32 protein-coding genes are annotated in these 23481 nt (G+C 67.6%); 30 read left to right on the top strand and 2 right to left on the bottom strand.

Features of this window, described 5'->3' with window-relative positions; genetic code table 11:
• Positions 1-2: 2 nt before the first annotated feature.
• The 29 genes from rplW to KOR34_RS08325 all read left to right on the top strand — a co-directional run bounded on the left by rplW (position 3) and on the right by KOR34_RS08325 (position 18800).
• Positions 3-317, top strand: a complete 315-nt coding sequence (rplW, locus tag KOR34_RS08465; RefSeq protein WP_146563971.1) for a 50S ribosomal protein L23 — start codon at positions 3-5, stop codon at positions 315-317.
• Positions 318-395: 78 nt separating this feature from the next.
• Positions 396-1259, top strand: a complete 864-nt coding sequence (gene rplB, locus KOR34_RS08460) for a 50S ribosomal protein L2 (protein ID WP_146563969.1) — start codon at positions 396-398, stop codon at positions 1257-1259.
• A gap of 63 nt (positions 1260-1322) precedes the next feature.
• The gene (gene rpsS, locus KOR34_RS08455) at positions 1323-1592 is read left to right on the top strand and encodes a 30S ribosomal protein S19 (RefSeq protein WP_146563967.1); all 270 of its coding nucleotides are present in this window, start codon (positions 1323-1325) and stop codon (positions 1590-1592) included.
• Positions 1593-1627: 35 nt separating this feature from the next.
• Positions 1628-1954 (top strand): 50S ribosomal protein L22, encoded by a 327-nt coding sequence (gene rplV / locus KOR34_RS08450; protein ID WP_146563965.1) that lies wholly within the window; start codon positions 1628-1630, stop codon positions 1952-1954.
• 53 nt (positions 1955-2007) lie between these two features.
• Positions 2008-2703, top strand: a complete 696-nt coding sequence (gene rpsC, locus KOR34_RS08445) for a 30S ribosomal protein S3 (RefSeq protein ID WP_146563963.1) — start codon at positions 2008-2010, stop codon at positions 2701-2703.
• Complete coding sequence (gene rplP / locus KOR34_RS08440; protein ID WP_146563961.1) at positions 2642-3061, top strand: 50S ribosomal protein L16; 420 nt, start codon at positions 2642-2644, stop codon at positions 3059-3061. The genes rpsC and rplP overlap by 62 nt, the downstream gene beginning before the upstream one ends.
• Positions 3062-3133: 72 nt before the next feature.
• Entirely contained in the window at positions 3134-3352 is a 219-nt protein-coding gene (gene rpmC / locus KOR34_RS08435) for a 50S ribosomal protein L29 (RefSeq protein WP_146563959.1), read from the top strand.
• A 66-nt stretch (positions 3353-3418) separates the two neighbouring features.
• Positions 3419-3751 carry a 30S ribosomal protein S17 gene (gene rpsQ / locus KOR34_RS08430; RefSeq protein WP_146563957.1) on the top strand — a complete coding sequence of 111 codons (333 nt, stop codon included), beginning with the start codon at positions 3419-3421 and terminating at the stop codon, positions 3749-3751.
• A 66-nt stretch (positions 3752-3817) separates the two neighbouring features.
• Positions 3818-4186, top strand: a complete 369-nt coding sequence (gene rplN, locus KOR34_RS08425; protein ID WP_146563955.1) for a 50S ribosomal protein L14 — start codon at positions 3818-3820, stop codon at positions 4184-4186.
• Between the two features lie 52 nt (positions 4187-4238).
• Complete coding sequence (rplX, locus tag KOR34_RS08420; protein WP_146563953.1) at positions 4239-4586, top strand: 50S ribosomal protein L24; 348 nt, start codon at positions 4239-4241, stop codon at positions 4584-4586.
• Positions 4587-4634: 48 nt separating this feature from the next.
• Positions 4635-5195, top strand: coding sequence for a 50S ribosomal protein L5 (gene rplE, locus KOR34_RS08415; protein WP_146563951.1), 561 nt, complete (start codon positions 4635-4637; stop codon positions 5193-5195).
• A 52-nt stretch (positions 5196-5247) separates the two neighbouring features.
• Positions 5248-5433, top strand: a complete 186-nt coding sequence (locus tag KOR34_RS08410) for a type Z 30S ribosomal protein S14 (protein WP_146563949.1) — start codon at positions 5248-5250, stop codon at positions 5431-5433.
• A gap of 107 nt (positions 5434-5540) precedes the next feature.
• Complete coding sequence (gene rpsH, locus KOR34_RS08405) at positions 5541-5942, top strand: 30S ribosomal protein S8 (protein ID WP_146563947.1); 402 nt, start codon at positions 5541-5543, stop codon at positions 5940-5942.
• A 101-nt stretch (positions 5943-6043) separates the two neighbouring features.
• Positions 6044-6586 carry a 50S ribosomal protein L6 gene (rplF, locus tag KOR34_RS08400; RefSeq protein ID WP_146563945.1) on the top strand — a complete coding sequence of 181 codons (543 nt, stop codon included), beginning with the start codon at positions 6044-6046 and terminating at the stop codon, positions 6584-6586.
• A gap of 92 nt (positions 6587-6678) precedes the next feature.
• Positions 6679-7047, top strand: coding sequence for a 50S ribosomal protein L18 (rplR, locus tag KOR34_RS08395; RefSeq protein WP_146563943.1), 369 nt, complete (start codon positions 6679-6681; stop codon positions 7045-7047).
• A gap of 36 nt (positions 7048-7083) precedes the next feature.
• Complete coding sequence (gene rpsE, locus KOR34_RS08390; RefSeq protein ID WP_146563941.1) at positions 7084-7590, top strand: 30S ribosomal protein S5; 507 nt, start codon at positions 7084-7086, stop codon at positions 7588-7590.
• Positions 7587-8096 (top strand): 50S ribosomal protein L15, encoded by a 510-nt coding sequence (gene rplO / locus KOR34_RS08385; RefSeq protein WP_146563939.1) that lies wholly within the window; start codon positions 7587-7589, stop codon positions 8094-8096. Before rpsE ends, rplO begins: the two co-directional genes overlap by 4 nt.
• A 209-nt stretch (positions 8097-8305) precedes the next feature.
• A complete protein-coding gene (gene secY, locus KOR34_RS08380) occupies positions 8306-9682 on the top strand; it encodes a preprotein translocase subunit SecY (RefSeq protein WP_146563937.1) in 1377 nt (458 codons plus the stop codon).
• A gap of 77 nt (positions 9683-9759) precedes the next feature.
• Positions 9760-10323, top strand: coding sequence for an adenylate kinase (locus tag KOR34_RS08375; RefSeq protein WP_146563935.1), 564 nt, complete (start codon positions 9760-9762; stop codon positions 10321-10323).
• Positions 10324-10387: 64 nt separating this feature from the next.
• Positions 10388-11245, top strand: a complete 858-nt coding sequence (gene map, locus KOR34_RS08370) for a type I methionyl aminopeptidase (protein WP_146563933.1) — start codon at positions 10388-10390, stop codon at positions 11243-11245.
• Positions 11246-11524: 279 nt separating this feature from the next.
• Positions 11525-11638: a 50S ribosomal protein L36 gene (rpmJ, locus tag KOR34_RS08365; RefSeq protein WP_146563932.1), complete on the top strand. Its 114-nt coding sequence runs from the start codon at positions 11525-11527 to the stop codon at positions 11636-11638.
• A gap of 113 nt (positions 11639-11751) precedes the next feature.
• Entirely contained in the window at positions 11752-12135 is a 384-nt protein-coding gene (rpsM, locus tag KOR34_RS08360; protein WP_146563930.1) for a 30S ribosomal protein S13, read from the top strand.
• Positions 12136-12213: 78 nt separating this feature from the next.
• Positions 12214-12609 (top strand): 30S ribosomal protein S11, encoded by a 396-nt coding sequence (gene rpsK, locus KOR34_RS08355; protein WP_146563928.1) that lies wholly within the window; start codon positions 12214-12216, stop codon positions 12607-12609.
• A 90-nt stretch (positions 12610-12699) separates the two neighbouring features.
• On the top strand, positions 12700-13326 hold the full coding sequence (gene rpsD, locus KOR34_RS08350; RefSeq protein WP_146563926.1) for a 30S ribosomal protein S4: 627 nt from the start codon (positions 12700-12702) through the stop codon (positions 13324-13326).
• A 110-nt stretch (positions 13327-13436) separates the two neighbouring features.
• Entirely contained in the window at positions 13437-14435 is a 999-nt protein-coding gene (locus KOR34_RS08345) for a DNA-directed RNA polymerase subunit alpha (RefSeq protein WP_146563924.1), read from the top strand.
• A 97-nt stretch (positions 14436-14532) separates the two neighbouring features.
• Positions 14533-15219, top strand: a complete 687-nt coding sequence (locus KOR34_RS08340) for a bL17 family ribosomal protein (protein WP_146563922.1) — start codon at positions 14533-14535, stop codon at positions 15217-15219.
• A 108-nt stretch (positions 15220-15327) separates the two neighbouring features.
• Positions 15328-15903 (top strand): hypothetical protein, encoded by a 576-nt coding sequence (locus KOR34_RS08335; protein ID WP_146563920.1) that lies wholly within the window; start codon positions 15328-15330, stop codon positions 15901-15903.
• Positions 15904-16026: 123 nt separating this feature from the next.
• Positions 16027-16896, top strand: a complete 870-nt coding sequence (locus KOR34_RS08330) for a hypothetical protein (RefSeq protein WP_146563918.1) — start codon at positions 16027-16029, stop codon at positions 16894-16896.
• A gap of 176 nt (positions 16897-17072) precedes the next feature.
• The gene (locus tag KOR34_RS08325) at positions 17073-18800 is read left to right on the top strand and encodes a diguanylate cyclase (protein WP_146563916.1); all 1728 of its coding nucleotides are present in this window, start codon (positions 17073-17075) and stop codon (positions 18798-18800) included.
• Positions 18801-18813: 13 nt separating this feature from the next.
• Here the strand turns inward: KOR34_RS08325 and KOR34_RS08320 are convergent, their stop codons facing one another.
• Together KOR34_RS08320 and KOR34_RS08315 are read right to left on the bottom strand one after the other, a co-directional pair.
• Complete coding sequence (locus tag KOR34_RS08320; RefSeq protein ID WP_146563914.1) at positions 18814-19323, bottom strand: hypothetical protein; 510 nt, start codon at positions 19321-19323, stop codon at positions 18814-18816.
• A gap of 425 nt (positions 19324-19748) precedes the next feature.
• Complete coding sequence (locus KOR34_RS08315) at positions 19749-22028, bottom strand: hypothetical protein (protein ID WP_146563912.1); 2280 nt, start codon at positions 22026-22028, stop codon at positions 19749-19751.
• A 287-nt stretch (positions 22029-22315) separates the two neighbouring features.
• On the opposite strand from KOR34_RS08315, the gene KOR34_RS08310 reads away from it, so the two are divergent.
• The gene (locus KOR34_RS08310; protein ID WP_197531257.1) at positions 22316-23473 is read left to right on the top strand and encodes a Gfo/Idh/MocA family protein; all 1158 of its coding nucleotides are present in this window, start codon (positions 22316-22318) and stop codon (positions 23471-23473) included.
• Positions 23474-23481: the final 8 nt, after the last annotated feature.

The raw sequence follows: 23481 nt of genomic DNA, 5'->3' as shown, positions 1-23481 counted from the left end.
CCATGCCACGGCACATCCCACAGAAGACGTCGCTCACGCTCGAGCCGCACCAGGTCATCCTGCGTCCGCTGGTCACCGAGAAGGGCGTGCACCGCTCCAGCCGCAACAACGCCTACTCGTTCGAGGTGAGCCGGCTAGCGACCAAGGAGGACATCCGTCGGGCGGTCGAGTCGCTGTTCGACGTGAAGGTCGAAAAGGTCGCGACCCAGAACCGCAAGGGCAAGCTGCGTCGCACCAAGTTCCGCTACGGCCGCACGAGCGACTGGAAGAAGGCTATTGTCACGCTCAACGAAGAGCACCGCATCGACTTCTTCTAGGCCGACCCCGCACGATCGACCACACACCACACCTGACAGCCGATAGCTGACAGCCTAAAGCCGAAGGCCTTCGCCATCATGGGCATCCGAAAATACAAGCCGACCTCCGCCGGGCGCCGCAACGCGTCGGTGAGTGACTTCTCCGAGCTCACCAAGGGCTACAAGCCCGAGAAGTCGCTGCTGCGTCCCCTCACCAAGACCGGCGGACGCAACAACCAGGGCAAGATCACCTGCCGCCACCGCGGCGGCGGCCACAAGCGTCGGTACCGGCTGATCGATTTCCGCCGCAACAAGGACAACGTGCTGGCCACGGTCGACTCCATCCAGTACGACCCCAACCGCTCGGCGCGGATCGCGCTGCTGGTCTACGCCGACGGCGAGCGCCGGTACATCATCGCCCCGCTCGGCCTGAAGGCCGGCGACCAGGTGATGAGCGGACCCGACGCCCCGCCGAACGTGGGCAACTGCCTGCCGCTGTCGAAGATCCCGCTGGCCACCGTCGTGCACAACGTCGAGCTGCAGGCCGGCCGCGGCGGCGTGATGTGCCGCTCGGCGGGCACCAGCGCCACGCTGATGGCCCGCGAGGCCGGCTGGGCCCAGATCTCGCTTCCGAGCGGTGAGATCCGGCGTATCCCGTCCACCTGCCGCGCCACGATCGGCACCACCAGCAACCCCGACCACAGCGCCGTGGTGCTGGGCAAGGCCGGCCGCAAGCGTTGGCTCGGCCGCCGCCCGCACGTCCGCGGCACCGCGATGAACCCGATCGACCACCCGCACGGCGGCGGCGAGGGCCGCACCAAGGGCGGGCGTCACCCGGTGAGCCCGACCGGCAAGAGCGCCAAGGGCGGCATGACCCGCCAGCGCCGCAAGCCGTCGAACAAGGCGATCGTCCGCCGCCGCAAGTCGAAGCGTTACGGCGTGCAGAAACTGGTAACCAAGTAACCGCTGTCCCGGCGCCCGCACGGCCGACCACCGGCCGCCGCGGCCACGAGCTGAAAGCCAAGCATGAGTCGTTCCACCAAAAAGGGGCCCTACGTCGATCCGAAGCTCTACATGAAGGTAGAGAAGCAGAACGACGCCGGCGCCAAGAACCCGATCACCACCTGGGCCCGCGCCTGCACCATCGTGCCCGAGTTTGTCGGCCACACGTTCATGGTCCACAACGGCAAGGTCCACGTGAAGGTGCAGGTCACCGAAGACATGGTCGGCCACAAGCTGGGCGAGTTTTCCCCCACCCGGACCTTCCGCGGCCACAGCGGCAAGGGCAAGAAGTAGCCCCCGGCCAACCGCCAACAGCCAACAGCAATACCATGGCTTACCGAGCAACCCACAAACACGCACGAATCAGCGCCACCAAGGTGCGTCCCCTGGCGGACCTGATCCGCGGGAAGCGGGCGGACGAGGCCCTGTCGATCCTCCGCTTCCAGCCGCACCGCGGCGCCCGGCTCCTAGAGAAGGTGCTGCAGAGCGCCCTGGGCAACGCCGAGGACCAGCGGGCGCCCAACCTGGCCGGCCTGACGGTCATCGACGCCCGCGTCGACGGCGGCCCCATGTTCAAGCGAATGCGTCCCCGGGCGCGCGGCATGGCCCACGTGATCAAGAAGCGATTCAGCCACATCACCGTCGCGGTTGAATAGGCGTTAACCAACCGGGTTCCTGAACCCCGCACCCAGACCCCCGACCCAACCTTATGGGACAGAAAGTCAACCCCGTCGGATTCCGCACCGGCATCATGCTCGACTGGAAGAGCCGCTGGTACGCTCCGAAGAAGGAGTTTGCGGACCTGCTTCTGGAAGACAAGAAGCTCCGCGACTACGTCACCAAGAAGTACAAGTTCGCCGGCATCCCCAAGGTGGAGATCGAGCGGACCCGCGACGAGGTGAAGGTCGTGCTGCACGCGGCCCGGCCGGGCGTGATCATCGGCCGCAAGGGCCAGCAGGTCGAGCAGCTGCAGGACGAGCTGCAGAACCTGATCGGCCGCCGGATCAACATCAAGATTGAGGAGATCGGACGCCCGGAGATCCAGGCCCACCTGGTCGCCGAGGACATCGCCGAGCAGCTGATCAAGCGGGCGCCGTTCCGCCGTGCGATCAAGCGGGCGCTCGAGCAGACCATGGAGGCCGGCGCCAAGGGGATCAAGATCCAGTTGGCGGGGCGGCTGGGCGGCGCCGAGATGGCCCGCCGCGAGAAGCAGATTGCAGGCAGCATCCCGCTGAGCACCCTGCGAGCGAAGATTGACTACGGTTTTGTTGAAGCAAAGACCGCACAGGGGCACATTGGCGTCCAGGTGTGGGTAAACCAAGGCGAGTACGAGGACCAAGCTGATGGCGCTGATGCCCAAGAGGGTCAAGCATCGAAAAAGCCAAAGAGGTCGTATAAGAGGTAACGCGACCCGCGGCAACCGCGTGGTCTTTGGCGAGTTCGGTTTACAGGCGGTAGAGGGCGGCTGGATCAGCGCCCAAACCATTGAGGCGGGCCGTATCGCCGCGCAGCAGTATGTGCGTGGCGAGGGCAAGCTCTACATCCGCATCTTCCCGGACAAGTCGATTACCTCCATCCCGCTCGAAACCCGCATGGGTAAGGGCAAGGGTGAACCCGACTACTGGGCGGCCGTTGTGCGGCCCGGCACGATGCTCTACGAGGTGACCGGCATCACGGAGCAGGCCGCGAAGATCTGCTTCGCGCGTCTGGCCCACAAGATGCCGATCCGAGTGCGGATGGTTCCCCGCGAACCGACGCTCTAAGACCAGCAACCCAAACCCCGGTCGCCGGGCCCCGGCCCCCGACCCCAGGTCGACGACGAAGCACGCGAGACGATGAAAATAGCCGAACTGAGAGACATGAGCGACGAGCAGCTCGAGTTGACCGCCAAAGAAGCGGCCGACAACCTGTTCCGGCTGCGCATCCAATCGCAGACCGAGCGGCTGGACGCCCCCAGCGAGCTGCGCCGCAACCGCCGCCTGATCGCCCGGGTCAAGACGCTGCAGGCGCAGCGGGCCGCGGCCGCCGGCGCAGAAGCGACCGAGAGCAAGTAGCGAACCAGACTAACCCGGCGGGGCCGCCGCGAACCGGCGCCGCGCCACACCGAGTAACCAGCTGTCATGCCTAAGAAACAAGTCATCGGCGTTGTGACCAGCGACAAGATGGACAAGAGCCGTCGGGTCGAGATCGGCCGTTCGGTCCGCCACCCGAAGTACGGCAAGTTCCTGCGTCGCCGCACGGTCTGCCACGTGCACGATGAGAACAACGAGTCCCACGAGGGGGACACGGTCGAGATCGTCGAGTGCCCGCCCCGCTCCAAGACCAAGCGTTGGGAGCTGGTGAAGGTGGTCGCGAAGAGCCAGATCGTCGACCTCGCGGCGCTGCGTGCGGCCCGCAAGGCCCAGCAGGATTCCGACGAGGCCGCCACCGGCGCCGAGTCGTCCCCCGAGTAACGCCGCGGCCGAGCCGCGCCCCCTTAACGAACCACCCGCGACACCCGTAAGCGTTTAGACACCGCCATGATCCAGATGCAGTCCAGGCTGAACGTCGCCGACAACACCGGCGCCAAAGAGGTGATGTGCATCAAGGTGCTCGGCGGCAGCCGGCGACGCTTCGCCAACGTCGGCGACGTCATCGTCTGCAGCGTGAAGAGCGTGATCCCGGGCAGCGACCTCAAGAAGAAGTCGGTGGTCCGCGCCGTGATCGTGCGGGTCAAGAGCCCGACCCGCCGCCCGGACGGCAGCTACGTCCGGTTCGACTCCAACGCGGTGGTGATCATCGACAAGGACAACAACCCACGCGGCACCCGCATCTTCGGCGCGGTGGCCCGCGAGCTGCGTGACCGCAAGTTCATGAAGATCGTCAGCCTCGCCAACGAAGTCATCTAAGCCGCCCGGCGCCAATCCGACCGCCGACAGCCGATAGCCAACACTCACTGCCATGCTTATTAAAACCGGGGACACCGTCCAGATCATCACCGGCGCGGACAAGGGCGTCCGCAGCCGCGTGACCTCCATCGACCGAGCCAAGGGCAAGGCGTTGGTCGAGGGCGCCAACATGGTCCTCAAGCACGTGCGCCGCAGCCAGAAGTACCCGCAGGGCGGCCGCCTGCACAAAGAGATGCCCATCCAGCTGTCCAACCTGGCGTACTTCTGCGAGTCGTGCTCGAAGCCGACCCGCCTGGGGGCCCGCTACCTGGACGACGGCGCCAAGGAGCGGTTCTGCAAGAAGTGCGGCGCCGGCCACGGAGAGATCGCCCCCGCCAAGGCGAGCCACGCCAAGAAGTAGCCCGCAGCGTCGTTTACCCGTACACCACTACCCAATCCGCCCGCGACCATGTCCGCCCGCCTAAAAGACCGTTACGAGAACGAGATCCTGCCCCAGCTGGTAGAGAAGCTCGGCCGCAAGAACGTGCTGTCGCTGCCGCGTCTGGAGAAGATCGTTGTAAGCATGGGCGTCGGCAGCGCCATCGCGGACAAGAAGCACATCGAGGAAGCCCAGGCGGCCCTCACCGACATCAGCGGTCAGAAGGCGGTGATCTGCCGGGCCCGCAAGTCGGTGGCCGGGTTCAAGCTCCGCGAGGGGATGCCGATCGGCGCCAAGGTGACCATCCGCGGCGTGCGGATGTACGAGTTCCTCGACCGCCTGATCTCGATCGCCCTGCCGCGTGTCCGCGACTTCCGCGGCTGCAAGCGGTCCGCGTTCGACGGCAACGGCAACTACAGCCTGGGGCTGACCGAGCAGCTGGTGTTCCCCGAGCTCAACCCGGACAAGTACCTGCGTCCGCAGGGCATGAACATCGCAATCTGCTGCCGTGGCGGTTCGGACGACGACTCACGGCTGCTGCTCGAGATGTTTGGCTTCCCGTTCCAGCGCAACGAAGAGGCCGCGGCCTAAGCCGGCGGCGCCCGTTGCAGACCCATCCACGACCCTAACCTGACGACTACCCGTGGCAAGCAAATCCAAAATCGCCAAAGCGGAAAAGACGCCGAAGTACAGCAGCCGCCGCGAGAACCGCTGCAAGATCTGCGGCCGGCCCCGCGCCGTGTACCGCAAGTTCGGCATCTGCCGCATCTGCTTCCGCAACCTGGCGGACAAGGGGCAGATCCCCGGCGTCCGCAAGGCGAGCTGGTAGCCGCGGCCCGCTCAGTACGGCCGGCCAGCCCCGGCCCGACGCCCCGGTGCACGCACCGCGGCGCAACCTAAACCACTCACTCCTGACCCCGACATCGTAAACCCCTCATGATGACTGACCCCATCGCCGACATGCTTACCCGCATCCGCAACGCGGTGCGTGTGGAGCGGCCTAGTGTGCTGATGCCGGTTTCCAAGGTGAAACGCGGAGTCGCCGAGGTCCTCAAGCGCGAAGGCTACATCTGGGACTGGCACGAGGAAGAGCAAGAGGACGTGCCGGGCAAGCAGCTGTACATCGACCTCAAGTACGGCCCCAACGGCGAGCGCGTGATCCGTCACATCAAGCGGGTCAGCTCCCCCGGCCGCCGGGTCTACTCGCAGGCCCGCCGCCTGCGTCCGGTGCTCAACGGGCTGGGGATCTCGATTATCAGCACCAGCCGAGGTGTGATCAGTGACCGCGAGGCCCGCCAGCGCAACCTGGGCGGTGAAGTCCTCTGCGAACTGTGGTAACAAGGCGGTTGGCGGTTGGCTGTTGGCTGTTGGCGTCAGCAGCTCAGGCCGACTACCAGAAAGCCAACAGCTAACAGCTAACAGCTAACAGCCAAGAACAAATGTCCCGAATTGGAAAGAAGCCGGTCGCCATCCCCGACGGCGTGAAGGTGAGCCTCAACGGCCGCGAGATCACGGTCGAGGGCAAGCTCGGCAAGTTGACCTACGAGCACCGCCCGGAGATCGTCGTGACGATCGACGACGACGCCAAGCAGGTGGTCTGCTCGCGCGAGGGCGACGAGCGCGAGAAGCGCGCCTACCACGGGATGACCCGCGCCCTCCTGCAGAACATGATCGACGGCGTGACCAACGGCTACGAGAAGAAGCTGGAGATCCACGGCGTCGGCTACCTGGGCGCCATCCAGGGCGACACGCTGCAGCTGCGGGTCGGCTTCGCCAACGAGATCCACAAGAAGATCCCCAAGGAGCTGGACGTCAGCTGCCCGGACCAGACGCACATCGTTGTGAAGGGTTCGGACAAGCAGAAGGTCGGCCAGTTCGCCGCGGAGGTCCGCGCCGTCCGCAAGCCCGAGCCCTACAAGGGAAAGGGCATCCGCTACGAGGGCGAGCAGGTTCGCCGCAAGGCGGGCAAGGCCGCCAAGTAACCCAAGGGAGCAGCCGGAGCCGCGCCGCTGGCGTCCGGCTCATCAGCAACCCCGCCGGCCGCTAACCACCAACTACCAACGACTACACGACCATGGACCATTGCAAAGCAAAAGGCCTGCAGCGTAAGCGACGCTCGTTCCGCGTGCGGAAGCGTCTGAGCGGTACGGCCGAGCGTCCCCGCCTGAGCGTATCGCGGAGCCACCGCAACATCGCGGCCCAGCTCATCGACGACGAGGCCGGCAAGACAATCGCCTCGGCGTCGACCCTCGAGAAGTCGCTGGCCGGCCAGATTAAGTACGGCGGCAACCGCGACGCCGCCGCGATCGTCGGCAAGGCGATCGCCGAGCGCGCCGCCGCCGCCGGCGTGACGACCGTCTGCTTCGACCGTGGCCCGTTCCGCTTCCACGGACGCGTCGCGGAGCTGGCCGGCGCCGCCCGCGAAGCCGGCCTGCAGTTCTAAGCCAACCCCGCACACCCCAGAAACCTCCCGTTCAACATGGCCAAGACCAAATCCAGAGAACCCCGTGAGAAGCAACGCGGCGAGCTCAACGAGAGCGTCGTGAAGATCAAGCGTTGCGCCGCGGTTGTGAAGGGCGGCCGCCGCTTCAGCTTCGCCGCGATGGTGGTGGTCGGCGACGGCAAGGGCAAGGTTGGCTGGGGCTACGGCAAGGCCAACGAGGTCCCGCCCAGCGTCGAGAAGGCCCGCAAAGAAGCCATGCGCAGCATGGTGACGGTGCCGATGGAAGAGTCGACCATCCCGCACGTTGTGAAGGGCCGGTTCGGCGGCTCCGAGGTGATCCTGGTGCCGGCTTCCGAGGGCACCGGTGTGATTGCCGGCAGCGCGGTCCGCGCCGTCTGCGAGGCGGCCGGCATCCACAACATCCTGACCAAGAGCTTCGGCTCCAACAATCCTATCCCGCTCGTCAAGGCGACCATGGCGGCTCTGCAGGAGCTCAGGCCCAAGAGCGAGATTGAACGCCTCCGTGGAGTTACCCTGTCATGATTCTGGACGACGTCCATCGCGGCATTCAAAAGAACAAGAAGCGCAAGCGGATCGGCCGCGGCCCCGGCTCGGGGCACGGCAAGACCTCCGGCCGTGGCCACAAGGGCCAGGGCTCGCGGGCCGGCAACTCGTCGCACCCCACCTTCGCCGGCGGCTCGATGCCGATGGTGCGTCGGGTGCCCAAGCGCGGCTTTAACAACCGCTTCGCCGACACGGTCGTGGTGGTCAACGTCGGCCAGATCGACGCCGCGTTCGACGCCGGGGAAGAGGTCACCCTCGAGGCCCTCGCCGCGAAGAACCTGGCCAAGGGCCGGTTCGACCTGCTCAAGGTCCTGGGCGACGGCGAGCTGACCAAGAAGCTCAAGATCTCCGGCCACCGGTTCAGCAAGTCGGCCGCCGAGAAGATCGAGAAGGCCGGCGGCGAGATGGTGGTCCTGCCCGGCAAGACCCCGGTGGCCGAGAAGCAGCGCGAGGCCCGGGCGAAGAAGAAGGCCGCCAAGTCGTAGCCCCTCGCGGCTGGGGCGGCCGGCCGCCCCAGTGGGAACGCCGTGGGCCGCTTGGCGTTATACGATTGGGCCGCAGACGTTACACTTGTCCGCGGGGCGGCTAGCGCCGTCCACCCAGACTACCAGCGGGCCCCGCCTCGAGCCGGGGCGGTCCCGCCCCGCCGACCACTGGCCAACCCCGCACAGCCGCCCGGAGCGGTTACAGCACGATGCTCGAAAAAATCCGCGTTGTCTTCCAGATCCCTGAGCTCCGCAGGAAGATCGCCCTCACCCTCCTGATGCTGGCGATCTACCGCGTCGGGTTCCAGGTGAGCCTGCCGGTGATCGACCTGGAGCAGGTCAAGATCAACCAGTCGCAGGGCGGCGGCCTGAACGACATCCTGCAGCAGGTGGCGGTGCTCAGCGCCAGCAACCTGACCACGGTGACGATCTTCGGACTGGGGATCATGCCGTATATCTCGGCGTCCATTATCTTCCAGCTGCTGGGGAGCGTGATCCCGAAGCTCGAGCAGCTGCAGAAGGAGGGCGAGGCGGGCCGCAAGAAGATCAACGAGTACACCCGCTACGCGACGGTGGTGCTCTGCTTAATACAGAGCTGGTTCTACGTGACGCAGTTCGCCGAGGGGCAGGGCCTCGTGGCGCCGCAGTTCACCTACGACGCCGACGGCGTAGATCGCATGTTCATGAGCTGGAAGATCGTCTCGGTGCTGACGATGACCTGCGGCACCGTATTCCTGATGTGGCTCGGCGAGCAGATCGACGAGTACGGCATCGGCAACGGCATCAGCCTGCTGATCATGGCCGGCATCCTGGCCTCGATGCCGGCGGCCGGGCTGCAGCTGATCGACATGTCCACCCTGACGCTGGGTGCCCAGGGCGGCAAGCTCGACCCGCCGAAGCTCATCCTGCTGGCGGCGATGTTCGTCAGCGTGGTGGTTGGCGTGGTGTTTATCACGCTCGGCCAGCGGCGGATCGCGATGCAGAGCGCCAAGCACATGCGGGGACGCCGCATGACCGCCGGCGGACGCTCCTACCTGCCGCTGAAGGTCAATCAGGCGGGCGTGATGCCGATCATCTTCGCGAGCAGCCTGATGATGTTCCCAATGATCGTGTTCGGCGATCAGGGCCTGGGCCGGCTGGCGCAGGGCTGGGACGAAGGGTTCATGAAGTCGCTGTTCCTCGGGATCTCGGCGGCGTTCGACCGGCAGTCGTTCTTCTACAACATCTGCTTCCTGCTGATGATCTACTTCTTCTGCTTCTTCTGGACGGCCATCACGTTCAACCCGAAGGACATGGCCGACAACCTTAAGAACTACGGCTCGTTCATCCCTGGCTACCGCCCGGGCAAGCGGACCGCCGATTACCTGGAGAAGGTGATGTTCCGCATCACCTACGTGGGCGCCGGCTTCCTGGCGTTGATCGCCATCATCCCGACGCTGATCGTGATGTGGCTGGATATCCCGTGGGGAGTCGCCATGTTCTACGGCGGCACCAGCCTGCTGATCGCCGTGAGCGTAGCCTTCGACCTCGTGCAGAAGATCGACAGCCACCTGGTGATGCGTAACTACAAAGGTCTGCTCGAGTAGTCCACCCGGCGTGACCCACGCCGCGCCGCTGGCAGGCGGCACGGTCGCCCGAGGACCCAACCCCGTCGCCCGCAGCCATGAGAATCGTCTTCATTGGACCGCCCGGCGCCGGCAAGGGCACCCAGTCGCTCCGCCTGGCGGAGAAGCTGGGCATCAAGCACCTGTCTACCGGCGACGTGCTGCGTGAGGCCCGCGAGCTGGGGACGGAACTCGGCCTCGAGGCCGCCAAGTACCTGGACGACGGCCAGCTGGTGCCCGACGACGTCGTGGTGCGGCTGGTGGCGGAGCGGCTCAACGGACCCGACTGCAAGCAGGGCTACCTGTTCGACGGGTTCCCCCGCACGCTGCCGCAGGCCGAGGCGCTCGACCGGCTGCTCGCAGAGCACGGCGGGATGCCGCTCGACCTGGCGGTCGAGTTTGTGATTGAAGAAGAAGAGCTGATGAGCCGGCTGTGGAAGCGCGGCCGATCAGACGACAAGGAAGAAACCGTCCGCGAGCGTCTCCGGATCTACGCCGATCTGACGAAGCCGCTCGCGGCGTACTACGAGCAGCGGGGGGTCCTGCGTCGGATCGACGCGGTAGGCGCCCTGGAGGAGGTATTTGCTCGTTTGTGGGACGCCGTCCAGAGCGCAGGCTCCTGACCGCCGCCCCAACGAAGCCAACCCCGATCCAACAGCCCGTTCCTCCCGCACCCCTTCCCCGACAATGATCCAGCTCAAGAGCGACCGAGAAATCGCCAAGATGCGGCTGGCGGGCCTGGTGGTCTGGCGGGCGCACCAGATCGCGGCGGAGCTGATCGGCCCCGGCGCGACCACCCGAGCGATCGACGCCGCGCTGGACAACTACTTCGCCCAACTCGGCGCGACCCCGCTGTTTAAGAACTACCCCCACCACGAGAAGGGGAAGCCCGCCTTCCCCGCCGTGACCTGCATGTCACGCAACGAGGTGGTGGTGCACGGCATCCCCGATGACCGCCCGCTCGAGGAGGGTGACATCCTCAGCATCGACACCGGCGTCCGATTAGGCGGCTGGTGCGGCGACGCGGCGGTGACCCACGCGATCGGGAAGATCGACCCCGAGGTCCAGCGCCTGCTGGACGTGACCCAAGGGGCCCTGCAACTGGCGTTCGACCTGCTCCACACCAAGGATCGCTGGAGCCAGATCGCCGCCGAGATGGCGCGGTATGTAAAGGACCACGGCTTCTCGACGGTGGAAGACTTTGTGGGGCACGGGATCGGTCGGAAGATGCACGAGGACCCCCAGGTCCCCAATTTCGTCAGCCGATCGCTCCGCGGCCGGGCCGATTTCTTTATCGAACCGGGCCTGGTGCTGGCGATCGAACCGATGGTGAACATGGGGACCCCCAAGGTGCGGCTGCTCCGCGACGCGTGGACCCAAGTCACCAAGGACGGCCAGCCGAGCGCCCACTTCGAGCACACGATCGCGGTCACCAGAGACGGCCCGGTCCGGCTGACGGTGGCGCCGTCCAAAGAAGAAGAAGCGTTGATGGAGGATCTGATGGCGGTCTCCAGCCCCGGGCTGGAACGGCTCATCGAGTGGTAAGCCTCGCAACCACCCCATTTTGCCACCACTGCGGCAGGGCGAGGGGTTGTTCTGGGGAGAAATCCCCTTGACGGGCTTGCTAGGTTTCGAGTTTCGGTGGTATGATCACCGGTTTTCCAGGTCTGCCAAGACCTGTGCCGGGCGGGTTCTGTCCACAGCCAGCGTGCTGAGGCGGCCCCGTTGGCGGCTGTTTTGACGCGGACGCCCCGACCAGGATCGGCTCGCGCCGCGGTTTCGAGTTTCAAGCGGTTTCGGATCAGTCTTTTAGGAAGCGGTCGGATGAAGGTTCGCGCCAGCGTCAAACGTATCTGCGACAAGTGCAAGGTGGTTCGCCGCAAGGGCGTTGTCCGCGTTGTGTGCGATAACCCTCGCCACAAGCAACGCCAGGGCTAGCCGAGCGTCGCCGGCGCCGACCAGGCGCCCCGGTCGACCGCTCCCCCCGGGCCTGCTTGCCTTCGTTCGCTCAACCAGTTTTCACCCAACGTCTGTAGTTCAGCAGTAACGCTATGCCACGTCTCCTTGGTGTTGATATCCCGCCCGATCGGCCCGCGGCCATCTCGCTGACGTACCTGTACGGCGTCGGCCCGAAGACCGCCCGGGAGCTGTGCCACAAGGCCGGCATCGACCCGCACGTCCGCGCCCGCGAGCTGCACGAGGACGAGGTCGCTCGGCTGGCCGCGCTGCTCGACAAGGACTACGTGGTCGAGGGCCAGCTGCGCCGTCAGACCAGCCAGAACATCTCGCGTCTGCGTGACATCGCCTGCTACCGCGGGCTGCGTCACCGCCGCGGCCTGCCGGTCCGCGGGCAGCGCACCAAGACCAACGCCCGCACCCGCAAGGGCGCCAAGAAGACCGTCGCGGGCAAGAAGGGCGTTAAAGACCTGCGTTAGCAGGCGACCCCACACGGCCGCTGGTGACCCAGGCGGCGGTTCAAGACATTCCCCCAACGTTTTACGGGTACCCAGACAGTGGCGAAAACTCGCGACAAGAGCTCATCGAAGAAGAAGACCCGCCGGAGCGTGGCGGTCGGCATCGCCTACATCACGGCGACGTTCAACAACACCACGGTGACCATCACGGACACCAAGGGCGACACGCTGTGCTGGGCGAGCGCCGGCACCAGCGGCTTCAAGGGCAGCCGCAAGAGCACCCCGTTCGCGGGCCAGTGCGCCGCGCAGCAGGCGGCCGAGAAGGCCAAGAAGTTCGGCGTGCGGGACGTTGAGGTCCGCGTGCGTGGACCAGGCAGCGGCCGCGAGAGCGCCATCACCGCCCTCGAGGCGGCCGGCCTGAAGGTCAAGTCGATCGAGGACATCACCCCACTGCCGCACAACGGCTGCCGCCCCCGCAAGAAGCGCCGCGTCTAACGCACGGGCGGACGGGTCTACGGTCCCTCCCCTGGGCGGGGTGGGATATCAAGCAAGCATCCAAACACACACGACCAGCAACCAACTCTAATGGCACGATACACCGGCCCAGCCTGCCGCCTCTGCCGTCGCGACGGCCTGAAGCTGTTCCTCAAGGGGACCCGCTGCGACACCTCCAAGTGCGCCTTCGAGCGCCGTGACACCCCGCCCGGGCAGCAGCAGACCCGCCGCGGCAAGGTCACCGACTACGGGGTGCACCTCCGCGAGAAGCAGAAGGTGAAGCACTACTACGGCGTGCTGGAGAAGCAGTTCCGCCGCTACTTCGCCAAGGCCGAGCGCGCCAAGGGCAACACCGGCGACGTGCTGATGAGCCTGCTGGAGCGCCGCCTCGACAACGTGGTGCACCGCCTCGGGTTCGGGACCAGCCGCGCCCAGGCCCGCCAGATGATCAACCACGGCCACATCACCGTGAACGGCCGCCGCGTGACGATCGCCAGCTACGAGGTCCGTGCCGGCGACGTCGTCCGCGTGATGAACAAGGCCCGCAGCCTCGACTATATCCGCGGCGCCCAGTCCGAGAGCGACCGGTCGGTCCCCGACTACCTGGCCGTGACCGAGAGCGTAATCCCCGAGGGCATCATCGGCCGGCTGCCCGGCCCTGAGGACGTCTCGGTTCCGGTTCAGACCCAGCTGATCGTGGAGCTCTGCTCCCGCTAACTCCCGGGCGTCGCGACGGCCGGGCCCGCCCGGCCGCTGGCCGACCGGGTTTTACGGGCTCCCAAGCTCACAACTTTCCCCACCTGCATCACCTTCGTGGGAGACGATAAATGCACATCCGATGGCGCGGACTAGAACTCCCGAGCGTGGTTTCCTGCGACCAAGAAACCCTCTCGGCGACCTACGGCAAGTTTTTCGCCGAGCCCTTTGAGCGCGGCTTCGGCGCGACCGTTGGCAACGGGCTCCGCCGGGTGCTGCTGTCGAGCCTCGAGGGCAGCGCGGTCACGCAGATCAAGATCCACAACGCGCAGCACGAGTTCACCACCGTCCCCGGCGTGCTGGAGGACGTAACCGACATCGTCCTGAACGTGAAGTCGCTGGTGGTGAAGAACCACTCCGAGACCACCCGCGTGCTGCGTGTGGAGCGCAATGAGGCCGGGCAGATCACCGCCGGCGACATCGAGACCGACGAGTCGGTCGAGGTGCTCAACAAGGATCACGTGCTGGCCACGCTGACCGACGACGTGCCGTTCGTCATGGAGATGGTCGTCGAGAACGGCCGCGGCTACGTGCCCTCCACCGAGCACAGCCAGAACATCCAAGAGATCGGCATCATCCCGGTCGACGCGATCTTCAGCCCGGTCGCCCGCGTCCGGTTTGCCGTCGACGAGACCCGCGTCGGCCAGAAGACCAACTACGACAAGCTGACCCTTGAGGTCTGGACCGACGGCTCGGTCAGCCCCGAGATGGCCATGGTCGAGGCGGCCAAGATCCTCCGCAAGCACCTCAACCCGTTCGTGCAGTACTCCGAGCTGGGCCCGCAGGTCCGCTCGCCGGCCCGCGCCACCCCGTCGGCGCCCGGCGTCGACCCGGCGATGGAGCAGAAGCTGAGCATGCCGATCTCGGAGCTCAACCTGTCGGTCCGGGCGAGCAACTGCCTGGAGTCCGAGCACATCATGACCGTCCGGGACCTGGTGTCCCGTTCGGAGGACGCGCTCCTGGAAGTCCGCAACTTCGGCGAGACCACCCTCACCGAGGTGCAAGAGAAACTCAGCGAGCTCGGCCTGCACCTGGGCATGCGTGTCCCGCCGGCGCCGGTTGGGGTCTAACCCCGCGGCCGCACGCCCCCAGACATCGCACCACCAACCTAATCCATAACGATTTTAACCTAGGCGCCCGCCGGCGACCGCCGACGGCACGACTCTCATGCGACACCGACGCAAAGGCCGCAAGCTCGGCCGCAACCCAAACCACCAACGGGCGTTGCTCCGCAACCTGGCCAGCGCGTTGATCCTGACCGAGCGTGACACCGAGGACCTGCGGTACATCGAGCTCGAGTCGGAGCCGGCCGTCAAGGGCCGCATCGTCACGACCGTCAGCAAGGCCAAGGAGGTCCGGCCGCTGGTCGAGAAGTGCGTCACGATCGCCAAGCGCTCGATCCCTGCTCAGCAGGCGGCCGCCGAGTTCCAGGCCGACTCGCCCCGCGGCAGCGACGGCTGGAAGTCGTGGCGTGGCAGCGACCGCTGGAAGCAGTGGAACGATGCGATCGCGCCCGTCGTGGCCGCCCGCCGCCGCTGCCTGCAGCTGCTGGGTGACAAGAAGGCCGTGAGCGTGCTGTTCGAAGAGATCGCCCCCCGCTTCGAGGACCGCCCGGGCGGCTACACCCGCGTGCTGAAGATCGCCAAGCCGCGGCTCGGCGACGCCGGCCAGCAGGCCATCCTCGAGTTTGTCGGCGTCCGCGACCGCGTGCAGGTGAAGAGCGAGAAGCCGGCCTTCGACGCCCCCGAGGACGAGACCCCGGCCGACGACGCGCCCGCCGCTGAGGCAGCCGAGGACTCCACTGAGGCCGCCCCGGAAGAGGCCGCCGCCGAGGCCGAAGAGAAGAAGGACTGAGCGGCCAGGGATTAAGCTTCCCACAGCTCGGCCAAATCGACTATCTAAGAGGGACGCCCCCGCCGGGGCGTCCCTTTTTTGTTTGGCCCCGCACCGTTGCCGGAATCCATGCCGCTGGACCTGACCAACGCCGTCCGCCTGCTGACCCGCGATATGACCAAGCGGGTCGCGGAGCTGGCGCACATCGACACCGAGCGGGTCGCGTTCGGCTTCTGCCAGACCCGCAAGGCGGTGTCGCACGGCGTCCAGGCTTCGCTCACGCCGCTCCGGTTCGAGGGCGGCGCCAAGACCAAACGCATGCGGGGGCGACTGTACGGCTGCCAACGGCTGGAGGACGGCTCCGGGCGTGACTACCTGTACCTGCTGAACCTCTACGTCCCACGGCTGCTCGATCAGCCGTTCGAGGAGAAGCTGACCACCATCGTGCACGAGCTGTGGCACATCTCGCCCGCGTTTGACGGCGACCTCAGGCGGCACGAGGGGCGCTGCTACGTGCACGGTCGTTCGCAGCGCGAGTTCGACGAACTCTCCGCGAGCATCGCCCGCGCCTGGCTCGCGCAGGACCCGCCCCGTGGGCTGTACTCGTTCCTGGAGCACTCGTTCCGCGAGCTCTCCGACCTGCACAACGGCGTCCGCGGGCAGCGTTTCCCAACGCCCAAGCTGGTGCTAGCAGACGCCGCGTAGTACGCGGGCGGGCGGCGTTGACGCGTCGGGCTAGCGTGCGTATCCTCCGCAGCCTGCTCTCTCCGCCGGTCCGCTCGCCCCCGTGGGTGCGCGGCGCTGGGCGGCAGCTGCCCGGGGATCCTGATGCCACGCCACGCACCACGACCATCCGGCCGCCTGACGGCGGTTGCCCTCGCCGCGCTCGCGGCCTGCGGCTGCCGGCTGATCGAGTCCCCGGAGGTCGGCCTCGAGACCTCCCTGCTGAAGGCCGCCGGCTCGGCGCCCGAGGCGGTCACGCTCGAGCTGTACTGGGCCGAGCTGCCCGACGCCGGAGCGGGGGACCAGGACCTGTGGCGGCAGGTGCAGGAGACCCGCTTCCCCGCCGACCTGCGGCGGCGGTTGGCGATGAACGGCCTGCGGGCCGGCGTTGTAACGGGCGTTGTCCCCGACCAGATGCACGAGCTGCTCAACCCGGGCGGCGGCGACGGTGAGGACGCGACCTCCACCAACGCGCAGCTCAAGCCGACCGGAGTGTGGCGCCGCACCCGCCAGCTCCGCCAGGGCGACCACCTCGAACTCAAGGCGTGCGAGCCGAAGGCCTCGGCGCCGCTGCTGGTGGCGCAGGGCGGCCAGCTGTCCGGCGAGACGCTGCACAACGCCCAGGCGTTCTACAAGCTGAAGGCCGAGGACCTCAGCGACGGCCAGTGTGTGATCTCGCTGACGCCGGAGGTCCGCCACGGCGCCGCCAAGCCGCGCTGGACGCCCGACGAGACCGGCGTCATCTCGCAGGCGACCCCCACCCAGGACGCGATGGTATTCACGGATCTAGCGATTACAACGCCGCTGTCCGCCGGCGAGGCGCTGCTGGTCACCAGCCTGCGCGACTCACCATCGCTGCTGGGCGGGTACTTCCACCGCTCCGCTTCGGACGCCGGGGCCCGCCGCAAGGCGATCCTGGTCAGGGTGGTTCAGTCCCCGCGGGCGGATCACTTCCCCCCGGTGGAAGGGATCTAGCGGCGCGGCCGCGCCGTCCCGAGGAGCGATTGTGAGCTAGGGTTGTCTGGGGTGTTCGCGCCCCGCTCTTCCCTCCTCGCAACTCAAACCTCGGAGAGAGCATCCTGTTCCCTCCCGTCTGGGTCATTGATGTCGCCTTCGGGCTGTTCTGCACGGCCGCCGGTCTATCCGGCGCAATGTGGCTGCGGAGCCGCCCCCCGAACGCCGCGCGTCGGCAGGAGGCGGAGCAGAAACGCAGCCTCGTGCAGAAGGCGGTGCAGGGGCTGCACGCCGCGGTCGAGAGCATCCAGAGCTGCGTCCAGCAGCACAGCGACAGCCTGACCGCCATCAACGACAGCCTGTCGGAGGGCGACGCCTCGGACGCGGCGGCGTCGATCATCGAGGCCAACCAGCTCGCCGAGCACCAGTTCCAGGCGCTGCAGGGCGACCTCGCCACCCACGCCAGCCAGGTCCGCGGCCAGGCCGGCCCCGGCGGCGTGCTCCGGCTCGCGACCCTGGTGCTCGACCGGCAGCAGCACGCCTACCTGCGGGTGCTCAACTCGCTGGAGGAACTGGCGAACGAGGTCTCTAGCGAGCTGGACGGCTGCGGCGAGAAGCTGCGGCACGTCTCCGCCGGGCTGGAGTCCACGGAGAACAACTCGTCCACCGAGGTCCGCCACGCGATCTGCGAGGTGCTCGACGCGGTCGACGAGCTCGGCCAGAGCGCCGACGCCGCCGAGGTCAAACTCGAACAGTCCGCGCAGAAGGTCTGCATGCAGGCCATCCTGTCGCACGCCGACCTGCTCACCGCGCTGCCCAACCGGCGGGCGCTCGAGGAGCTGCTGGCCAGCGCCGCCGCGTCCAACGGACAGCGGCCGTCGCCCTGCTCGCTGATCCTGGTCGACCTGGAGGACTTCACGGAGGTCAACAACAAGCACGGCTACCCCGGCGGCGACGCCGTGCTGCGTCAGGCGGCCATCCTGCTCAAGCGTCTGTCGCAGGGGCAGGCCACCACCGCGCGGTTCGGCGGCGACTGCTTCGCGCTGCTGATGCCCGGCGTCACCCTGGCCAAGGCGATGCCGGTGGCCGAGCGCGTCCGCGACGAGGTGGCCAGCTCCCGGTTCTGCGAGGGCCGCAAGCCGGTCACGCTGACCGCCAGCGTGGGCGTGGTTCAATTGCAGCAGGGCGAGAGCCCCAACCAGGCGATCGTCCGCGCGACCATGGCCCTCAAGGAGTCCGACCAGGCCGAGGACAACACCGCCTACTACAACGACGGCCGCCAGTGCTTCCCGATCTCACAGGCGCACCGCAAGAAAACCGAGGAGGCCCGCAACGTCGACGCGCCGGAGTACCCCACCGCGGCGTCGCTCGGCGTCGACGCGCCGGAGGCCCCCGCCGCGCAGCTCCCCGAGGGCGAGTCGGACGGCATGCTGTGCGGGCGTTCGATCTTCATCGCCAACGTCCGCCGCCGGCTGGCCGAGTGGAACCGCGGCGGGCCGATCGTGTCGGTGCTGCTGATGCGCGTCGACCAGGTCGACGACCTCACCGGCCGCCGGCCGCCCCAGGCGTTCGAGTTCCTCCGGCGGGTGCTGAGCCGGCTGCTGCAGGCCGCCACCCGCGACATGGACCAGCGGTGCGACTACGAGCAGGGCGTGTTCGCGGTGATGCTGCCGGGCGCCGACGAGCGGACCGCGCTGATGATCGCCGACCGCCTGCGGAGCCAGGTGGCCAACTGCAAGCTGCGGCTGGATAGCGAGCTGTGGGACCTGACCGCCAGCATCGGCGTCGCCGACGCCACCGCCGGCGCCACGGTCGTAGATGTACTAATGGCCGCCGCCGCCGGCATGGAGATGGCCCTCCGCGACGGGGGCGACACCGCGGTCGCGTTCTCCGACCTGACCGCCGAGAACCCCACCGAGTGGTGACCGGCCACGCCGCCTAGCCGACCGCCGCGCGGTAGCAGTAGTCGAACAGCAGCTCCCACTCGGCCTGCTGCTGATCCAGGCACTCGTCGCGTCCGGCGCCGGAGCGAACCGCGTCCGCGCAGCGGTCAACAAATTCGTACGGGTCCCAACCGCCGAACCGCTCGTCGAGCGCGTCGAACACCGGGTGGTCGCCCACGTTGCGGAACCAGTACTTCGCGTTGGAGTAGTCCCCCTCGCGGCGGTGCATCACGCCGTGCCAGAAGCTCCCCTCGGGGGTCGAGATCGACTGGCTGATGGTGTGCGAGTCGTCGAGGAAGTCGTAGAGCAGCCACACGCCCGACACGCAGCACCGCGCCATCAGCGGGTCGTCCAGCCGGCGCCCGGCGAACGCGGACTCCACGCTCAACGCCTGCAGCGCGGGCCTGGCCTCACGCTGCGGCGTGCCCTCGTCGAGAGGTCGGCGGCGGTCGCCGTCGAGCAGCGGGGCGAGGGTGTCTCCGTAGTCGGCGGGGTCGAATGTCACGGCAGGTTCTCCACAGCGGTCCGGCAGGGTTTTGTCCGATTTCAATTGTCCAAAAACACGCGCGGAGGGGACAAAACTCGGGGCGTACTCCTGCCCAGTTTGTTCATAAGTGCTTTGAAAACAAAGTACTACACAGGTTGGCTCGCGCCGGGGCGGAGCGGGTTTTGTCCGATTTGGGCCCGCGGATCGGACAATTGAATGCGCCAGGCAGTCGGCGCCTGAACGCGCGCAGCGGCCCGTCCTGACTACCCCGCACGGGTGGACAGAAGATCACCACCCATTAGATCGCGCGACGCGGCCGGTTTCCACCAGGAACCAGTGAGAATGCCGCGACCTACGGCCGCGTAAGTCCGCCGCCGCCTACGAAAACAGGCCGCGGGGCGGACGCCCCGCGGCCTGTCGATCTTGTCGTTCCGCTCTCTCAGCTAGCGGAGCATCGTGCGGCGGTTGCCGCTGTTGTTCTGGCCGCCGTTGTTCTGGCCGTTGCCGTTGGGCCGCGACGCGGTGCGGTCGCGGTTGGTGGTGCTCGCCGAACGCTGCGTTCCGTTCGAGCGGCGGTTGGCCACCGACTCGCTGTTCTCGGAGCTGGCGTCGCGGGCCTCGGCGGCCAGCGCGGCGTACTTGGCCGACTCGCCGGTGTCGCCCAGCTTGCGGTGCATGGTCGACAGGTTGCCGAAGGGGACCGCCATGGCGCCCGGGTCGAGGACCTTGGCTTCGACGGCCTGCTGCATGATCTCCGACCCCTGCACGGTCAGCTCGACCGCCTTGTCCTGCTGGCCCTGGTTCCAGTAGCTGACGCCCATGCTCACCAGCGCCTCGCCCAGCTGGCGGGGCACCACGAGCTCGCTTTCGGGGGCGTCGCTCAGCAACAGGTCCTGGGCCTGGTCGTACCACTCCACCGCGGCGGCGTGGTCCTGCTTGTGCACGGCGTTCGCCGCGCCCAGGTGGAAGTACAGCCGTCCGATCAGCCGCTCGGCCTCGGGCTGCGCGTCGGCGGTTTCGGCCGCCTCGGTCAGGTGGCTGATCGCCTTGTCGCCGTAGGCCAGGGCGCGGTCCGCCTCGCGGCGGGTGTGCGACACCCGCAGGGCGTTGAAGTACGCCTGCCCGAGCTCCCAGTGGGCCTGGTGCTTGAGCAGCTGGTCGTCGGTCGAGGCGACGATCGAGGTCGCGGCGTCGCTGGCCTCGGTGATCCAGGGGCCCGGGTCCTTGGTCGGCTTGAGGTTGGCGAGCGTCTCGAGCGCGACGCGGGCCACCTTGAGCCGCAGCTCGAGCGAACCCTTGTCGTTGGTGATCAGCTCCTCGGCCAGGCCGGACGCGCGGCCGATCCACTGCGCGACCACGTCCGACTTGTCGTCGTAGCTGCGTCGTGAAACCTCGACCGCCACGGCCAGGTGCGAGTCGACCAGCAGCTGCTTGGCCGCCCGCCGCTCGGTGGCGTCCTTGCTGGTGGCCAGCCTGTCGGCGATCGAGATCGCCGAGGTGTGGAAGCCGATCGCCTTGTCGGCGATCTGGGCGTCGCCCAGCGAGGCGAGCCGCCCCATCAGCGCGAGCGCCTGGGCCTTGACCAGCTCGGGCGCGTCCTGGTTGTCGATCACCTTGCGGGTCTCGAGCACGGCGTCGTCGTAGCGGGCCACGGCGGCCAGCGTCTCGCACCACCGCAGGCGGTACGCGGCGTTGTCCTCCTCCTGGTCGAGCGCCAGCTTGGCGTCGGCCTCGGCCTTGACCGGCTGACCAGTCGACAGGAACACGTCACTCCGCAGCCACAGCGAGTAAGCCGCGTCGGGCTTGATGATCAGCGCCTGGCTGAGGTCGCTCAGCCGCTTGGTGTACGAGTGGCGGGGCCGCGTCTCGGCGCGGAGCGCGAACGCCTCGGCGTCGGGCGCCTGCAGCACGATGTGCGTCACGAACTGCGGCGTCAGCGGCGTGAGGCCCTCGGCCGGCGTGGTGAGCAGGAACATCAGCCCCTTCTCGGGGTACGCGATGCCCAGCACCTCGCCCGACTCGTCGTCGGTGATCGTGACCGGGTCGATCGAGTCGACGCGGAGCTTGGCCGCCAGCCGCTCGGGCTGCGACTGCTTCTCGAGCTGCGCCTTGATCAGCTCGACGCGTCCCTCCTCGATCAGCACCTCAACCGCGGTGAATCGTTCCTGCTGGTAGGTCAGCACCTCGCCGGACGGCGTCTTGCGGCTGTCGGACGGCTGGCCCCACAGCTGCACCAGGTCCTGGCGGCTCGACTCGCCCGCCACGATCTGCTTGAACGGCGCCGCGGCGACCCGTTGGTCTTCCTGCAGCAGCGCGGCGGCCACGTCGCCCGGCGCGACAATCGGCCGGGGCGCGGCCGCGTCGGACACCGTGGCCTGGTCCTCGCTGGCAAGTTCGTCGCCCAGGTCCGACACCTCGACCGCGTCCCGCGGCGGCACAACGGCGCTGGGCGGGTCGGCCGGTTCCGGCTGGTGCTCCGACTGCGGCGCAATCGGCTCCAGCGCGCCCTCGGGCGTGTCGTAGCCCTCCTCCAGCGCCTGCCGGGTGGCGACCAGCACCGAGTCCTCGACCACCCGCTCGACGATGAGGGGCGCCTTGGTCGGCGTCTGGGCGGGCAGCGATACCGGCGCCGCCCACAACCCGAGCGTCGCGGCCACCCCGAAGCGGATGCGCAGGATGGCGGCGTCTTTGGCGAACAGCTTCTTGAGCGTGTGACTGATCATTTTTGATTCGCTCCCCGCAGGCCCGCTGGTTGGCGGCCTGCCCCCCTCCCGCCGGCTGGTAGTCGCGGCGGCTGATGACTTGGCGTTGGGCGCATGAGCCCTCGGCGTGATCCGTGTTAAGGCGTATCGGCGCCGCACAACCCCTACAGCCAGACGCTTCGGTCAAAATCGCGCGAATCCGGCAAATCGTCACGACAGCACCGCTGGCGCTCGTGCCCCGATTGGCGGTGCGGTACCATGGGCGGTGATCGAAACCACCACTCATCTCCAGCAGGGAGCCAACGGCCTTGAGCGCGTCACTGAATGTCGGACTTGTCGGCTATAAGTTCATGGGCAAGGCCCACTCGCACGCCTACCAGTCGGTCGGCCGGTTCTTCAACCTCGACCTGCCGCCGGTGATGAAGGCGGTCTGCGGACGCAACGCCGAGGCCGTGCAGGAGTTCGCCCAGCAGTGGGGCTGGGAGTCGACCGAGACCGACTGGCGCAAGCTGGTGACCCGCGACGACATCGACCTGATCGACATCGGCTCGCCCGGCAGCACGCACGCCGAGATCGCCATCGCCGCCGCCGAGGCGGGCAAGCACGTGTACTGCGAGAAGCCCCTGGCCAACTCGCTGGACGACTGCAAGCGGATGCTGGCGGCGGTGAAGAAGTCGGGCGTGAAGAACATGATCAACTTCAACTACCGCAAGACGCCGGCCATGGCGCTCGCGAAGAAGATGATCGACGCCGGCGAGATCGGCGAGGTGCGCCACGTCCGCTGCACGTACCTGCAGGACTGGCTGGTCGACCCCGAGTTCCCGATGAACTGGCGGATGCGCAAGGAGACCGCCGGCGCCGGCGCCCACGGCGACCTGGGCGCCCACAGCGTGGACCTGGCGCGGTTCCTGGCCGGCGACATCAGCCAGGTGGTCGGCGACATGAAGACCTTCATCACCGAGCGCCCCGCCGAGGGCTCCTCAAGCGGCCTCACCGGCACCGCCGGCGAGGGGACCGAACCGGTCACCGTGGACGACTGCTCGCTGTTCCTGGCCCGGTTCGCCAGCGGCGCGCTCGGCTCGTTCGAGGCGACCCGCCTGGCGCCCGGCCGCAAGAACTTCAACCGCATCGAGGTGAACGGCAGCAAGGGCACGCTCGCCTGGTGCTTCGAGGACCTCAACGTGCTGCAGTACTACAGCACGGCCGACAGCCATCAGGGGTTCAAGCAGATCATCGCCACCGAGGGCGACCACCCCTACATGGACGCCTGGTGGCCGCCGGGGCACATGCTGGGCTACGACCACACCTTCGTGAACGCCGTGGCGGACATGCTGAGGGCGATCGCCGCCGACAAGAACCCGTCGCCCTGCTTCCTGGCCGGCGCCCGCTGCGTGGCGGTGCTGGACGCCGTGGAGCGGAGCGTGCAGAGCAGCAAGTGGGAAGACGTCGAAGTGATCGAGGCCTAACCCCCGCC

The sequence above is a fragment of the Posidoniimonas corsicana genome, assembly GCF_007859765.1.
Classification (GTDB): Bacteria; Planctomycetota; Planctomycetia; order Pirellulales; family Lacipirellulaceae; genus Posidoniimonas; species Posidoniimonas corsicana.
Note: the sequence above shows the minus strand (reverse complement) of the source record. Positions and strands in the feature narration are given on the sequence as shown.

Bases quoted from the DNA above. Each gene is read 5' to 3' on its own strand.
- rplW (WP_146563971.1), top strand. From the start codon at position 3: ATGCCACGGCACATCCCACAGAAGACGTCGCTCACGCTCGAGCCGCAC.
- rplB (WP_146563969.1), top strand. From the start codon at position 396: ATGGGCATCCGAAAATACAAGCCGACCTCCGCCGGGCGCCGCAACGCG.
- rpsS (WP_146563967.1), top strand. From the start codon at position 1,323: ATGAGTCGTTCCACCAAAAAGGGGCCCTACGTCGATCCGAAGCTCTAC.
- rplV (WP_146563965.1), top strand. From the start codon at position 1,628: ATGGCTTACCGAGCAACCCACAAACACGCACGAATCAGCGCCACCAAG.
- rpsC (WP_146563963.1), top strand. From the start codon at position 2,008: ATGGGACAGAAAGTCAACCCCGTCGGATTCCGCACCGGCATCATGCTC.
- rplP (WP_146563961.1), top strand. From the start codon at position 2,642: ATGGCGCTGATGCCCAAGAGGGTCAAGCATCGAAAAAGCCAAAGAGGT.
- rpmC (WP_146563959.1), top strand. From the start codon at position 3,134: ATGAAAATAGCCGAACTGAGAGACATGAGCGACGAGCAGCTCGAGTTG.
- rpsQ (WP_146563957.1), top strand. From the start codon at position 3,419: ATGCCTAAGAAACAAGTCATCGGCGTTGTGACCAGCGACAAGATGGAC.
- rplN (WP_146563955.1), top strand. From the start codon at position 3,818: ATGATCCAGATGCAGTCCAGGCTGAACGTCGCCGACAACACCGGCGCC.
- rplX (WP_146563953.1), top strand. From the start codon at position 4,239: ATGCTTATTAAAACCGGGGACACCGTCCAGATCATCACCGGCGCGGAC.
- rplE (WP_146563951.1), top strand. From the start codon at position 4,635: ATGTCCGCCCGCCTAAAAGACCGTTACGAGAACGAGATCCTGCCCCAG.
- rpsH (WP_146563947.1), top strand. From the start codon at position 5,541: ATGATGACTGACCCCATCGCCGACATGCTTACCCGCATCCGCAACGCG.
- rplF (WP_146563945.1), top strand. From the start codon at position 6,044: ATGTCCCGAATTGGAAAGAAGCCGGTCGCCATCCCCGACGGCGTGAAG.
- rplR (WP_146563943.1), top strand. From the start codon at position 6,679: ATGGACCATTGCAAAGCAAAAGGCCTGCAGCGTAAGCGACGCTCGTTC.
- rpsE (WP_146563941.1), top strand. From the start codon at position 7,084: ATGGCCAAGACCAAATCCAGAGAACCCCGTGAGAAGCAACGCGGCGAG.
- rplO (WP_146563939.1), top strand. From the start codon at position 7,587: ATGATTCTGGACGACGTCCATCGCGGCATTCAAAAGAACAAGAAGCGC.
- secY (WP_146563937.1), top strand. From the start codon at position 8,306: ATGCTCGAAAAAATCCGCGTTGTCTTCCAGATCCCTGAGCTCCGCAGG.
- KOR34_RS08375 (WP_146563935.1), top strand. From the start codon at position 9,760: ATGAGAATCGTCTTCATTGGACCGCCCGGCGCCGGCAAGGGCACCCAG.
- map (WP_146563933.1), top strand. From the start codon at position 10,388: ATGATCCAGCTCAAGAGCGACCGAGAAATCGCCAAGATGCGGCTGGCG.
- rpmJ (WP_146563932.1), top strand. From the start codon at position 11,525: ATGAAGGTTCGCGCCAGCGTCAAACGTATCTGCGACAAGTGCAAGGTG.
- rpsM (WP_146563930.1), top strand. From the start codon at position 11,752: ATGCCACGTCTCCTTGGTGTTGATATCCCGCCCGATCGGCCCGCGGCC.
- rpsD (WP_146563926.1), top strand. From the start codon at position 12,700: ATGGCACGATACACCGGCCCAGCCTGCCGCCTCTGCCGTCGCGACGGC.
- KOR34_RS08345 (WP_146563924.1), top strand. From the start codon at position 13,437: ATGCACATCCGATGGCGCGGACTAGAACTCCCGAGCGTGGTTTCCTGC.
- KOR34_RS08340 (WP_146563922.1), top strand. From the start codon at position 14,533: ATGCGACACCGACGCAAAGGCCGCAAGCTCGGCCGCAACCCAAACCAC.
- KOR34_RS08335 (WP_146563920.1), top strand. From the start codon at position 15,328: ATGCCGCTGGACCTGACCAACGCCGTCCGCCTGCTGACCCGCGATATG.
- KOR34_RS08330 (WP_146563918.1), top strand. From the start codon at position 16,027: ATGCCACGCCACGCACCACGACCATCCGGCCGCCTGACGGCGGTTGCC.
- KOR34_RS08325 (WP_146563916.1), top strand. From the start codon at position 17,073: ATGTGGCTGCGGAGCCGCCCCCCGAACGCCGCGCGTCGGCAGGAGGCG.
- KOR34_RS08315 (WP_146563912.1), bottom strand. From the start codon at position 22,028: ATGATCAGTCACACGCTCAAGAAGCTGTTCGCCAAAGACGCCGCCATC.